At 68.0% G+C, this 13,154-nt stretch carries 11 protein-coding genes; 8 read left to right on the top strand and 3 right to left on the bottom strand.

Annotation, left to right across the window (positions count from 1 at the left end; genetic code table 11):
* Positions 1 to 3 precede the first annotated feature (3 nt).
* The 8 genes from MF6396_RS01815 (at position 4) to MF6396_RS01780 (ending at position 11,410) form a co-directional block, all read left to right on the top strand.
* Positions 4 to 948 (top strand): DUF58 domain-containing protein, encoded by a 945-nt coding sequence (locus MF6396_RS01815; RefSeq protein WP_078479582.1) that lies wholly within the window; start codon positions 4 to 6, stop codon positions 946 to 948.
* The gene (locus MF6396_RS01810) at positions 945 to 1,439 is read left to right on the top strand and encodes a DUF4381 domain-containing protein (protein WP_078479581.1); all 495 of its coding nucleotides are present in this window, start codon (positions 945 to 947) and stop codon (positions 1,437 to 1,439) included. The genes MF6396_RS01815 and MF6396_RS01810 overlap by 4 nt, the downstream gene beginning before the upstream one ends.
* Entirely contained in the window at positions 1,432 to 2,508 is a 1,077-nt protein-coding gene (locus tag MF6396_RS01805) for a vWA domain-containing protein (RefSeq protein WP_078479580.1), read from the top strand. Before MF6396_RS01810 ends, MF6396_RS01805 begins: the two co-directional genes overlap by 8 nt.
* Complete coding sequence (locus MF6396_RS01800) at positions 2,505 to 4,223, top strand: vWA domain-containing protein (RefSeq protein WP_078479579.1); 1,719 nt, start codon at positions 2,505 to 2,507, stop codon at positions 4,221 to 4,223. The genes MF6396_RS01805 and MF6396_RS01800 overlap by 4 nt, the downstream gene beginning before the upstream one ends.
* On the top strand, positions 4,220 to 5,842 hold the full coding sequence (locus MF6396_RS01795) for a BatD family protein (RefSeq protein WP_078479578.1): 1,623 nt from the start codon (positions 4,220 to 4,222) through the stop codon (positions 5,840 to 5,842). Before MF6396_RS01800 ends, MF6396_RS01795 begins: the two co-directional genes overlap by 4 nt.
* A gap of 92 nt (positions 5,843 to 5,934) precedes the next feature.
* Positions 5,935 to 7,176 carry an exonuclease SbcCD subunit D C-terminal domain-containing protein gene (locus MF6396_RS01790; RefSeq protein WP_078479577.1) on the top strand — a complete coding sequence of 414 codons (1,242 nt, stop codon included), beginning with the start codon at positions 5,935 to 5,937 and terminating at the stop codon, positions 7,174 to 7,176.
* Complete coding sequence (locus tag MF6396_RS01785; RefSeq protein WP_078479576.1) at positions 7,173 to 10,820, top strand: AAA family ATPase; 3,648 nt, start codon at positions 7,173 to 7,175, stop codon at positions 10,818 to 10,820. Before MF6396_RS01790 ends, MF6396_RS01785 begins: the two co-directional genes overlap by 4 nt.
* A complete protein-coding gene (locus MF6396_RS01780; RefSeq protein ID WP_078479575.1) occupies positions 10,817 to 11,410 on the top strand; it encodes a glutathione S-transferase in 594 nt (197 codons plus the stop codon). The genes MF6396_RS01785 and MF6396_RS01780 overlap by 4 nt, the downstream gene beginning before the upstream one ends.
* A 48-nt stretch (positions 11,411 to 11,458) precedes the next feature.
* Here MF6396_RS01780 and MF6396_RS01775 read toward each other — a convergent pair whose 3' ends face one another.
* From MF6396_RS01775 to MF6396_RS01765, 3 genes are all read right to left on the bottom strand, one after another.
* The gene (locus tag MF6396_RS01775; protein ID WP_078479574.1) at positions 11,459 to 11,638 is read right to left on the bottom strand and encodes a hypothetical protein; all 180 of its coding nucleotides are present in this window, start codon (positions 11,636 to 11,638) and stop codon (positions 11,459 to 11,461) included.
* A gap of 121 nt (positions 11,639 to 11,759) precedes the next feature.
* Positions 11,760 to 12,878, bottom strand: coding sequence for a lactonase family protein (locus tag MF6396_RS01770; RefSeq protein WP_078479573.1), 1,119 nt, complete (start codon positions 12,876 to 12,878; stop codon positions 11,760 to 11,762).
* Complete coding sequence (locus MF6396_RS01765) at positions 12,844 to 13,134, bottom strand: DUF5629 family protein (protein ID WP_058541348.1); 291 nt, start codon at positions 13,132 to 13,134, stop codon at positions 12,844 to 12,846. The genes MF6396_RS01770 and MF6396_RS01765 overlap by 35 nt, the downstream gene beginning before the upstream one ends.
* Between the last annotated feature and the right edge of the window lie 20 nt (positions 13,135 to 13,154).

Below are 13,154 nucleotides of genomic sequence, written 5' to 3'. Positions count from 1 at the left end.
GCCATGCCTCTTTCAGCGCAGGCCGAGCCCGGCATCCGCATCGGCCTTTCCGAACTGATCGAGATGCGTCATCGCGTGCGCGAGGTGCAGCTGTTCTCCGCCCCCGGGCAACGCAGCCCGCTGGTGGGTCTGCATCACTCGCGCCTGCGCGGGCGCGGCGTGGACTTCGACCAGGTGCGCGTTTACCAGGCCGGCGACGATGTGCGCAACATCGACTGGCGAGTCACCGCCCGCACCCAGGAACCCCACACCAAGCTGTTCCACGAAGAGCGCGAGCGGCCCATCTTCATTTTGGTCGAACAGAGCCGACGCCTGTTCTTCGGCTCCGGGCTGATGTTCAAGTCGGTACTTGCCGCCCAGGCCGCCGCCCTGATCGGCTGGGCCGCGCTGGGCCACAACGACCGCATCGGCGGCCTGGTGTTCGGCGACAACGAGCACTATGAAATCAAGCCACGGGGCAGCAAGCAGAGCCTGCTGCAACTGCTCAACCGCCTGGCGCGGGTCAACCAGTCGCTGCACACCGAGGCCCAGCCCCAGGGCGACAACCTCAACATCGCCCTGCGCCGCGCCCGCGAAGTGCTGCGCCCGGGCAGCCTGGCCATCGTGATCTGCGACGAACGCGCGCTCACCCCCGGGGTGGAGCAACAGATGAGCCTGCTGGCACGCCACTGCGACCTGCTGCTGCTGCCGGTGTCCGACCCACTCGACCACGCCCTGCCCGCCGCCGGCTTGTTGCGCTTTGCCCAGCGCGGCGCACAGCTGGAGCTCGATACCCTGGATGCCAACCTGCGCAAGAGCTATCGCCAGCAGAGCGAGGCACGCATCGAACGCTGGGAACTGCTGGCCCAGAAACTGCGCGTGGTGCTGATGCCCTTGAGCACCCAGAGCGAAATGATCGAGCAACTGCGCGAATACCTCGACCCGCAACGCTCGGGTAAAAGCCGATGAACCCACTGGACGCACTGCAACCGCTGATCGCCCCCGCCCCCATCGGCGCGTGGCCGCCCGCGCCGGGCTGGTGGGTGCTGCTGGCATTGCTGCCCGTGTTCGCCTGGGGCCTGTGGCGGCTGCGTCACTGGCGCCCGCGCAAGGCTCCGCTGCCACGCGCCGAACAACCGCTGGAACCGATCCGCATCGCCGCCCTGGCAGAGCTGGCGGCGCTGCCCAAGCCCTACGACGGCGCACCGGCCGGTGCCTGGCTGCAGCAGATCAACGCCCTGCTCAAACGCCTGTGCCGCAACCACTACCCCGACAGCCACAGTCACACCCTCAACGGGCGCAAGTGGTTGGCGTTTCTCGACAACCGCTGCCCGGCCGCCGGCCTGACCCGCTGGATGGTACTGGTGGAAGGCGCCTACAAGCCCGAGTGCCGGCTTGACGACAAGGCCATCGCCGGGCTCAACCAGGCGGTCGACACCTGGATTCGCAAACATGTTTGAACTGGCCTGGCCGTGGGTCTTCGCGCTGTTGCCGCTGCCGTGGCTGGCCCGTCTGCTGCTGCCGGCCGCCGACAGCGGCGAACCGGTGCTCAAGGTGAGCTTTCTGGACGAACTCGAAGGCCTGGCCGGGCGCCGCGCGCGGCTCAACCTGCCGACCTGGCGCCAGCAGGCGCCGTTCGTGCTGGTGTGGCTGCTGTTGCTGTGCGCCGCCGCGCGCCCGCAATGGCTGGGCGAGCCGCTGCCGGTGGCCGCCAGTGGGCGCGACCTGCTGGTGGCGGTGGATGTATCCGGCTCGATGGACTTCCCCGACATGCGCTGGGACGACGAGGACGTCAGCCGCCTGACCCTGGTCAAGCAACTGATGGGCGACTTTCTGCAAGCGCGTGAAGGCGACCGCGTGGGGCTCATCCTGTTCGGCAGCCAGGCCTACCTGCAGGCCCCGCTGACGTTCGACCGACGCACCGTGCGCAGCTTTCTCGACGAGGCGCAGATCGGTATCGCCGGCAAGAACACCGCCATTGGCGATGCCATCGGCCTGGCGGTCAAGCGCCTGCGCATGCGCCCTGCGCAAAGCCGCGTGCTGATTCTGCTGACCGATGGCGCCAACAACGGCGGGCAGATCCACCCGCTGACCGCCGCGCGCCTGGCCGCCCAGGAAAGCATCAGGATCTACACCATCGGCATCGGCGCCGACCCGGACGAAACCGGCACCGCCGGCATGCTCGGGCTCAACCCGAGCCTGGACCTGGACGAAGCCTCGCTCAGGGAGATCGCCGAGGTCACCCACGGCGCCTACTTCCGCGCCCGCGACGGCAACGAACTCAACGCCATCGGCCAGGCCCTCGACCGCCTCGAGCCGGTAGCCCAGCAACCGACCCAGGCGCGTACCGCGCATGCCCTGTACAGCTGGCCGCTGGCCCTGGCGCTGGGCCTGAGTGTACTGCTGGTGGTGCGCGATCGCTGGCCCGACAACCTGCTGCAACGCCTGCTGCGCCGGCCGCACTTTCTGCAGCCGCACCCCGAATGGCGCGAGCGCCTCAAGCGCCTGCGCCTGCGGAGGCGTCGATGATCGAGCTCTGGCCCCAATGGTTGCGCCCGGCCTGGCTGTTGCTGCTGCCGCTGCTCGGCTGGCTGCTGTGGAAGCTGTGGCACCGACAAAAGCGCGCCGGACGCTGGCAGATGATCCTGCCCGCGGCGTTCCATGCCGTGCTGCTGGGCGGCGGCAATGGCCGCGACAGCAAGCTGCCGTGGATCGCCCTGGGCCTGGCCTGGCTGCTGGCCGTGCTGGCCCTGGTCGGCCCCAGCTGGGAGCGCCTGGAAGAGACCCGCCAGCGCGCCGCCGACCCGCTGGTGGTCATGCTCGAACTGACCCCGCAGATGCTCGCCGACGACACCCCGCCCAACCGCCTGCAGCAGGCCAGACGCAAGCTGCTCGACCTGCTCGAACACCGCCGCGACAGCCAGACCGCGATCATCGTGTATGCCGGCAGCGCACACACCCTGGTGCCACTGTCCGACGACCTGGCCACCAGCCGCAACCTGCTCGACGCCCTGGACCCCGCCATCATGCCGCAACCTGGTCAGCGCGCCGACCTGGCGGTACGCAAGGCGCTGGCACTGCTGGCCCAGGGCGCGCTGGGCCAGGGGCGCCTGCTGCTGATCGGCTCCTCGCTCAGCCCGCAGGAACGTCAGGGCATCACCCAGGCACTGGGGCGTCATGGTCCCAAGCTGCTGATGCTGGGCGTGGGCACCCCCGAAGGCGCGCCGGTCAGGCAGACCAACGGCGAATACCTCAAGGACGTGGACGGGGCAATCCTGGTTCCGCGCCTGGACAGCGCCGAGCTCAAGGCCTTCATCAACAGTACCGGCGGGCGTTACCGCAAGGCGCGCATCGACGACCTCGACCTGCGCGGCCTGGGCCTGTTCGACAATCCCCAGGCGCTGCGCGCCGACGGCCAGACCCTGCAACTGGACAGCTGGGCCGACCAGGGCTACTGGCTGCTGATCCCGCTACTGCTGCTGGCCGCGTGCGCTGGCCGGCGTGGCTGGCTGTTCTGCCTGCCGCTGCTGCTCGGCCTGCTGCCGCAACCGAGCTACGCCTTCACCTTCAACGACCTGTGGCTGCGTCCCGACCAGCAGGGCCAGCGCCTGCTCGAACAGCAGCGTCCGGCCGAGGCCGCCCGCCACTTCGAAGACCCGCAATGGAAAGGCATGGCGCTGTACCAGGCTGGCGACTATGCTGGCGCCGCCCGTGAATTCGCACGGGCCAGCAGCGCCAGCGCCCATTACAATCGCGGCAATGCCCTGGCCCGCAGCGGCGAACTGGAGGCGGCCGTGGATGCCTGGGAGCAGGCCCTGGAGCTGGAGCCCGAGCTGGAAGCGGCCCAGGCCAACAAGGATCTGGTCGAGCAACTGCTGCGCCGCCAGCCCGAACAGCCCCAGCAACCGCCGGCCACCGAAGACCCGCCTCAGGGCCGGCCCGACCTGCCGACCGATTCGGCCAGCAACGGCCAGCAATCGAACAGCAGCGACAGCAGCCAGGGCGATGCCAAGGCCGGCGCCGGCGAAGACACCGCCACCGCGCCAGAGCACGCGCACAACGCCAGCGAGCCGCCGGACGAAGACACCACCCGGCCACCGCAGCGCCCCGTCGACAGCAGCCTGGATGCCGAGCAGCGCCAGGCCCTGGAACAATGGCTGCGCCAGATCCCGGACAACCCGTCCGAGCTGTTGCGCCGCAAGTTCTGGTACGAACAGCAACTGCATCAGGAAAGCCCCAAATGATCCGCGTCTGCGCCCTGGTTTTCAGCTTCTTGTTCGCCCTGCAGGTGCAGGCGGCGACGCTGCTCGCCAGCGTCGACCGCAGCCGCCTGATCGCGGGCGAAACCCTGGAGCTGACCCTGGAAATCGAAGACGTGACCCAGTTCGGCAAGCCCGACCTGACCCCGCTGCAGGCCGACTTCGAAGTGCGCGACACGCGCCAGGTCAACAGCCTCAAGAGCCTCGACGGCCAGACCCAGGCCAATACCCGCTGGATCATCACCCTGCGCCCGCGCCAGAGCGGCACGGTCCAGGTGCCGGTGCTGCACCTGGGCGAGGCGCAGAGCCAGCCGGTGACGTTGCAGGTACTGCCGGCCGAGGCGTCCAGCGACATCAGCCAGGCGCCGGTGAGCATCGATGCCAGCCTGGACGCAGACAGCGTGTACGTGCAGGCCCAGGCCGTACTGACCCTGCGCATCTACCACTCGGTGTCGCTTTACGATGACAGCAGCCTCAGCCCGCTGGTGATCGCCAATGCCCGGGTCGAACCGCTGGGCGAGTCGCGCACCTATGAAAAACTGATCAACGGCGTGCGCTTTGGCGTGATCGAGATGCGCTACGCGATCTTCCCCCAGCAAAGCGGCGCATTGAGCATACCCGCCCTGACCTTCAGCGCCACCAGCGCCGACGAGCCGGCCCAGGGCGACAGCGGCGCGGCACGTGGCAAGCAGGTACGGGTCAGTTCCACGCCGCTGCCCTTGCAGGTGCTGCCGATACCGGCCGAGTACCCCGCCGACCAGCCGTGGCTGCCGGCACGCAGCCTGAGCCTTGAGGAACGCTGGAGCCCGGACCCTGCGCAGACCCCGACCCAGATCGGCGACTCGCTGACGCGCAGCGTGATCCTCAGCGCCGACGGGCTGTCCAGTGCGCAACTGCCACCGCTGCCCGCCACCGAAGTCAACGGCCTGCGACGATACCCGGATCAGCCGCAACTGCGTGAAGAGGTCAGCGAACGCGGGCTGGTAGGCCTGCGCGAGGAACGCGAGGCGCTAGTGCCGACCCACAGTGGCGCACTGGAACTGCCGAGCCTCGAGGTGGTGTGGTGGAACACCCGCGAACAGCACGTGGAGCGCACCAGCCTGCCGGCGCGCGGGTTGAAGATCGAAGACAACCCTGCCCTCACGGCAGACACCCCGGCCAGCGTCGTCAACCTCGAGAACCGGCCGCTATGGCCGTGGCAACTGAGCACGCTGCTGCTGGCCCTGACCACCCTGCTCGGCTTCGCCCTGTGGTGGCGCGCACGCTCGCAGCCGGCGGTATTGCGTGCGGCGCAGAGCGGGCCGAGCCCGCGCACCCTGCTCGACGACCTCAAGCGTGCCTGTCAGGCCAACGACCCGCAGGCCACCCGCCAGGCGCTGGATGCCTGGGCCCGCCAGCAGCCCGAGACCCTGGCCGAGCTGGCGGCGCGCTTCGTGCCGCTGTCGGATGCGCTGGACGGGCTCAACGGCGCGCTGTACAGCGAGAGCGGGCAATACTGGCAGGGCGATGAACTGTGGCGGGCGATCGGCACCATTCCCGCAGCCGAGCAGGCGCAGCCGAGCGCCGCCGAGAACGGCAGCCTGCCGCCGCTCTATCCCAAATAACGCGGCGCCTGCGCAGGGGCTATCGCAGCCCCCAAAACCTGCCACCCGCGTTACCATAGCCGGCTACCGGCTCGACCTTCACGGGACTTCCAATGCGTCTGTTTCACACCTCCGACTGGCACCTGGGGCAAACCCTGCATGGCCAGGAGCGCGACTTCGAACATGCCTGCTTTCTCGACTGGCTGCTCGGCCAGCTCAAGCTGCGCCAGCCTGACGCGCTGCTGATCGCCGGCGACATCTTCGACACCGTCAACCCGCCGGTCAAAGCCCAGGAGCGCCTCTACGACTTCATCGTCCAGGCCCACGAACAGCAGCCCAGGCTGAACATCGTGATGATCGCCGGCAACCACGACTCCGGCTCGCGCATCGAATTGCCCGCACCGCTGATGCGCCGTCTCAGGACCTACGCCCTGGGTCGCGTGCACTGGCTCGACGACGGCCAGCTCGACAGCGAGCGCCTGCTGGTGCCGCTGACCAACGCCAAGGGCAAGGTGACCGCCTGGTGCCTGGCCCTGCCCTTCCTGCGCCCGGCCGAAGTCACCGGTGCGCACCTGGGTGACGACTACCTGCGCGGCATCGGCCAGGTGCACGAATGGCTGATCGAGGCCGCCCTCAAGCAACGCAAGCCTGGCCAGGCGCTGATCGCCGTGAGCCACGCACACATGGCCGGCGGCTCGGTATCGGAAGACTCCGAGCGCAGCCTGATCATCGGCAATGCCGAGGCCCTGCCCGCCAGCCTGTTCGGCAGCCAGATCAGCTACGTCGCCCTGGGCCACCTGCACAAGCCGCAGAAGGTCAACCGCGAAGACCGCATCCGCTACAGCGGCTCGCCGATTCCGCTGTCGTTCTCCGAAATCGGCTATCAGCACCAGATCCTCGAAGTCGAACTCGACGGCGCCACCCTGACCAGTGTCGAACCGCGCCTGATACCGCGTGCCGTGCCCCTGCAACGCCTGGGCCCGGCGCCGCTGGTGGAGATTCTCGAACAACTCGGGCAACTGCCCCAGGTCGACCTGCTCGACGACCCGCAGCGCCAGCCCTGGCTGGAGGTGCGGGTGCGCCTGGACGAACCGCAGCCCGACCTGCGCCAGCAGCTCGAAGCCTGCCTGCAAGGCAAGGCCGTGCGCCTGGTACGCATCGCCGCCGAATACGCCGGCACCGGCGCCAGCGACGGCGAGGACGACACCCGCCTGATCGAGCTGGGCCAGCTCAGCCCCCACGACCTGTTCAGCCGTGCCTGGGAACAGGCCTACGGCACCAGCGTCGACGAACAGACCCTGGCCGACTTCGCCCTGCTGTTGCAGGACGTGCAGCAGGAGGAGGAACAGCCATGAAGATTCTTGCCATTCGCCTGAAGAACCTCGCCTCCCTGGCCGGCCCGTTCGAGATCGACTTCACCTGCGAGCCGCTGGCCAGCGCCGGCCTGTTCGCCATCACCGGGCCGACCGGGGCCGGCAAGAGCACCCTGCTCGACGCCTTGTGCCTGGCGCTGTTCGGCGCGGTGCCGCGGCTGAACAACATCGGCCGCGAGACCAAGCTGCCCGAGGTCGACAGCGAAATACTCACCAGCGACCCGCGCACCCTGCTGCGCCGCGGCACGGGCAGCGGCTTTGCCGAAGTCGACTTCGTCGGCATCGACGGGCGCCATTACCGCGCCCGCTGGGAAGCCAACCGCGCCCGTGACAAACCCACCGGCAAGTTGCAGGGCAGCCGCCAGAGCCTGCACGACCTGGACAGCAACCAGTTGCTGAGCAACCAGAGCAAGCGCGAATACGAGCAGATGATCGAGGCCCGCCTGGGCCTGAACTTCGAACAGTTCACCCGCGCCGTGATGCTGGCGCAGAGCGAATTCAGCGCGTTCCTCAAGGCCGACGACAAGGAACGCAGCGAACTGCTCGAAAAGCTCACCAACACCGCCATCTACAGCCAGCTGGGCCGGCGCGCCTACAGCAAGAGCAAGGAGGCCGAAGAGACGCACAAGGCGCTTACCGACCAGGCCCAGGGCGTGATGCCGATGGCCGACGAGGCACGCGCCGAGCTCGACCAGCGCCTCGCCGAGGCGCAGCGCCAGCCCAAGGCCGAACAGGCCCGCCTGCGCCTGCTCGAACAGCAGCGCAGCTGGTTCGCCGAACTCAAGCAGCTGCAGGACCAGCAGGCCGCCGCCAGCGAGCAGTTGCACAGCGCCCAGCAGCAGTGGGCGCAGTTGCAGGGCGAACGCCTGAACCTGAGCCGCCTCGAACAACTCGCCCCGCAGCGCCATCAGTTCGCCCGCCAGCGGGCACTGGCCAGCCAGCCCAGCCCACTGGCAGCGAGCATCCAGCAGCAACGCCAGCAGCAGGCCGAGTTGCAGCAACGCCTGCAGCAGCTTGAACAGGCGCAGCAAGCCGCCGGTGAGCACCTGGCCACGGCCCTGGCCCGGCAGACCGAGTGCGCGCCGCTGCTGCGCCAGGCCTTCGCCGAGCAGCAGACGCTGGCGCGCCTGGAGCAGGAGCTTGACCAGCGCAACGTTCAATGTCAGCAGGCCGAGCAAGCCAGTCGCCAAGGCCAGCAGCAGATCCAGGCGCTGATCGAGCGCCAGCAACTCACCCACCAGCGCCTGGCGCAGATCGACGAGCAGTTGAGCCAGAGCGCTCACCTGGCCAGCATCGGTGATGCCTGGAACGCCTACCGCGCCCAGTTGCAGCAACTGATGCTGGTCGGCAACCGCCTCAGCCAGGGCCGCGAGGAACTGCCCGGCCTGCAGCAGCGCGCCGATGAGTGCGCACGCCAGTTGCAGGCACACCGTGAAAGCCTGGCCCTGCTCTACCACGAGGCCGGCGCCGAGCCCGAGGCGCTGGCCGAACAGATCGACCTGCTCGGCACCCTGCTGCAGGACAACCGCAAGCAGCAGCGCGCCGTCGAAGAGCTGTCCCGCCTGTGGGCCAGTCAGCAAGAGCTGACGCAACGCGCCCAGGCCCTGCGCGAGCGCCAGCAGGCAGCCCAGCAGCAGCGTGAAGGCCTGATCGCCGAAGGCCTGCAGGGCAAGACCGAGCTGACCGCCGCCGAACAGGCCCTGCAGGTCACCCGCCAGGTGCTCGAACGTCAGCGCCTGGCCCGCAGCGCCAGCGTCGAGGAACTGCGCGCGCAGTTGCAGGACGACCAGCCCTGCCCGGTGTGTGGCAGCCAGGAGCACCCCTATCACCAGCCCGAAGCCCTGCTGCAAAGCCTCGGCCGGCACGACCAGACTGAAGAGGCCGGCGCCCTGCAGGCGGTGGAGGCGCTCAAGCTCAAGCTCGACGAACTGCGCAGCACCCTGGGCGGCGTGAATGGCCAGATCAAGGAGTACCTGCACCAGCAGGAACAACTGGCCACCCAGCAGCAGGCACTGGCTCCTGGCCTGGAGGCGCACGCGCTGTATGCGCAACTCTCGGCACAGGATGTGGGCGAGCGCTCGGCCTGGCTGGAGCATCAGCTACGCCGCCTGAACGACGACATCGCCCGCGACGAGCAACGCCTCGCTACCCTGCTGACCCTGCAGAAAGACGCCGCCCGTGTGCAGCAGCAGGTGCAGGCGAGCGTCGAGGCGAACCAGCAGGCCGCGCAGCACCTGAGCCAGCAACAGCATGCGCTGCAGGCCGACGACGAACACCTGGAGCAGGCGCTGGCCGGCTTCGCCACGCTGCTGCCAGGCGACATTCTCGACGCCTTGCGCCAGGAGCCCGCCGCGACCTTCCTGCAACTGGACCAGCAACTGGCCCAGCGCCTGGAGCTGCTGGACCGGCAAAAGGACGAGCAGCAGGAGCACGCCGAGCGTCAGCAGCAGCTTGAAAAGACCCAGGTGCAGCAACAGGCGCTCGAACTCAGCCATCAGGCCGTGCAGCAGCAGGTCGATGCACTGCGCACCCAGCAGCAACAGGCCCGCGACGCCCTGACCGCGCTGATTGGCGAGCATGCCGGTGCCGAGCATTGGCAGCAGCACCTGGAACAGCAGGTCGAGGCAGCGCGCAGCGCGCAGGCAACGACCGGCCAGCAGTTGCAGCAGGCCCAGGCCCAGGCCATCGAGCGGGCTGCCGAACTCAAGGCAGACGAACAGCGTCTGGGCGCCCTGGAGCAGGAAAGCCAGCAGCTCGACCACGCCATCGGGCAATGGCGCCAGGGTCACCCGGAACTCGACGATGCCGGGCTGGACCAGCTGCTGGCGGTGGATGACGAGCAGGTCAGTCAACTGCGCCAGCGCCTGCAACAGACAGAAAAGGCCATCGAGCAGGCCGGCGTGCTCGTCGCAGAGCGCGAACAGCGCCTGCAGCAGCATCAGGCCCAGGCCAGCGGCGAGGTACCCGCCGAGCATCTGGAGCAGGCGCTGAGCGAGCTGCAGCAACACCTGGTGATCAGCGAACAGCAGTGCGCCGAACTGCGCGCCGGGCAGGCCGACGACCAGCGCCGGCAACTGGCCAACCAGGCCCTGGCCGAGCGCATCGCCCAGGCCTATGCCCAGTGGCAGCGCTGGGCACGCCTGAACGCGCTGATCGGCTCGGCCACCGGCGACGTGTTCCGCAAGATCGCCCAGGGCTACAACCTCGATCTGTTGGTGCACCACGCCAATGCCCAGTTGCGCCAGCTGGCGCGGCGCTACCGGCTCAAGCGTGGCGGCAGCGCGCTGGGGCTGCTGGTACTGGATACCGAGATGGGCGACGAACTGCGTTCGGTGCACTCGCTGTCCGGCGGCGAGACCTTCCTGGTGTCGCTGGCACTGGCGCTGGGCCTGGCCTCGATGGCCTCGAGCACCTTGCGCATCGAGTCGCTGTTCATCGACGAAGGCTTCGGCAGCCTCGACCCGGAGTCGCTGCAACTGGCCATGGACGCGCTGGACGGCCTGCAGGCCCAGGGCCGCAAGGTGGCGGTGATCTCCCACGTGCAGGAAATGCATGAGCGGATCCCGGTGCAGATCCAGGTGCGGCGCCAGGGCAATGGGTTGAGCACGGTGGAGGTCAGCGGATGATCCTGTATTCGTTCCGCCGCTGCCCCTACGCGATGCGTGCGCGCATGGCCTTGCGCTACGCCGGTTGCCCGGTGCAGATCTGCGAAGTGAGCCTGAAGGCCAAGCCGGCCGACATGCTGGCGCTGTCGCCCAAGGGCACGGTGCCGGTGTTGAGCGTGGACGGTGAGGTGCTGGAGGAAAGCCTGCAGATCATGCACTGGGCGCTGGCCCGGCATGATCCGCAAAACTGGGCGCTGCGGGACGACCCGAACGCAGCGCAGCAGGCCACGCAACTGATCGAGCGCAATGACACGCTGTTCAAGCAGCAGCTCAATCACTACAAGTATGCCGAGCGTTACCCGGAGCAGTCGCGCGAGACGTATCGTGCGCAGGCCGAGGCGTTACTGCTGGACCTGGAACAGCGCCTCGAGCGGCAGGCCTACCTGGTGGCGGCGCACCCGAGCATTGCGGACGTGGCGTTGATGCCATTCGTTCGCCAGTTTGCCGGGGTCGAGCCTGACTGGTTTGCCACAGCGCCCTACCCGCGCTTGCGCGTGTGGCTGCAGGGGTGGCTGGAGTCGGCGCTGTTCAAGGCGATCATGGCACGCTGACCAGCGAAGGGGCCGGTACTGACGCTACAAGGTCAGCACCGGAAACGATCAGTGCTGGACCTTGTGATCCAGCGCCGCATAGAAATTCGCGCTTTGCTGCAGGTACTTCTGGGTGTAGCTCGGGGTGGAGGATTTTTTCTCGCGGAGCTCGACCTGGGCGCCGGCAGGCAGCACCACGGAGGCAGAAATGGCCGAAGCCGCGATAACCGAAAAAAGATTGAAGTTCATGGCAATGCCCTCGAAAGCGTCAGGTTGAAGTGGCCGGTTGGGCCGTGGTTCAAACCTACGCCGCTGCCGGCGCACTGAAAAATTCATTGCGCCAGTAGCGAATATCAAGGCGATTGATAGTTCAGTCGACGAACTTGAGGTCCGAAGGCGATTGCAGTGCCAGCGTCTGCACCACCTCGCCCAGCAGGCCGGTCTGCGCATCGCGCCGGATCACCACGATCTGGTTGCTCTGCTGGTTGCCGACCAGCACGTAGCCCCCGGTCGGGTCCAGGGTGAACTCGCGCGGGTGATCACCCTCCACCGAACGGCGCTGCACCTGGCGCAGGCTGCCATCCTGACGGTCGATGGCGAACACGATCAGTTCGTTGCGGGTGCCGCGGTTGCTCACGTACACGAAGCGCCCGTCGGCGGACACATGCACCGCGCTGGCCGCCTTGGCCGCGGCATCGGCCTGTTCGGTCAACGGCAGGATCTGGCGCTGGCTCAGCGTGCCGTCGTGGTAGTCGAACACCACCAGCTGTGCACTCATTTCCAGGGTCAGGTAGGCATGCTTGCCGTTTGGACCGAACGCCAGGTGACGCGGCCCGCTGCCCGGCGGCAGGACGACCGGGGTTGCCGCGCCCAGTGGCCGGGTCGGGGTCTGGGGCTGGTAGCGGTAGCCGATCACCTGGTCGGCGCCAAGGTCGCTGGCAAACAGGTATCGCCCGTCCGGGGACGGCACCACCGAATGCACATGCGGCCCGGCCTGGCGCTCGGGGTTCACCCCGCTGGCCACATGGCGCATCTGCTGCACCGACGCCGACAAACGGCCATCGGCGGCAACCGGCAACACGCTGAGGCTGCCGCCCGGCTCAGGCTTGACGCCGTAGTTGGCCACGAACAGATAACGCCCATCCAGGCTCAGGCTCGAGTGGGTCGGTTCGTCACCGTCGCTGGACACCTGGCTCGACAGGCTCAGTTCACCGCTGTCATGCGCCCGGGCAAAGCTGCTGACCTGGCCCTGGCCGTCACCGTTCTCGTTCACCGCGAACACGGTGCGCCGGTCCGGCGACAGCGTCAGCCAGGACGGGTTGCTGCTTCTGAGCACTTGCAGGGGCGTGGGGTCGAGCTGGCCGCGCTGGCTGTCGAAGCGGTAGCGGTAGATCCCGTCATGGGTGCCCACCAGCAGTTCATGGCCGTGGGCGTTGAGCGTCAGCGCCATGGCACTAGCGGTCAGCAGGGACATCAGCTGGCGTTTCATCGTCGTCCTCTTCAGAAGCGCGCAAGGCACTCATGCAGACTAGTTGATGCTCGCCCGTGTCGTCGCTGAGCTGCCAGTGCTCGCCGGCAAGCGTCGCGTTGCCGATCTGCTCGGGGCTGAACTGCCATTTCTTCAACGCACGGCCGTCCATCAATTCGATGCGCAGGCCCGTATCGTCGAAGGTGAAGTCGAATGCGTGCAGGCCATCGATCAACAGCATGTCGCAGGATTCAAGGGCTTGGGCAAGGGTGGTCATGGGGGGGTATCCCTGATTAA

Origin of the sequence: Pseudomonas sp. MF6396 (assembly GCF_002018915.1) — a bacterium.
In the GTDB taxonomy this organism is placed as follows: Bacteria; Pseudomonadota; Gammaproteobacteria; order Pseudomonadales; family Pseudomonadaceae; genus Aquipseudomonas; species Aquipseudomonas palmensis.
The sequence above is the reverse complement of the archived record's forward strand: the minus strand, read 5'-3'. Positions and strand labels throughout refer to the sequence as shown.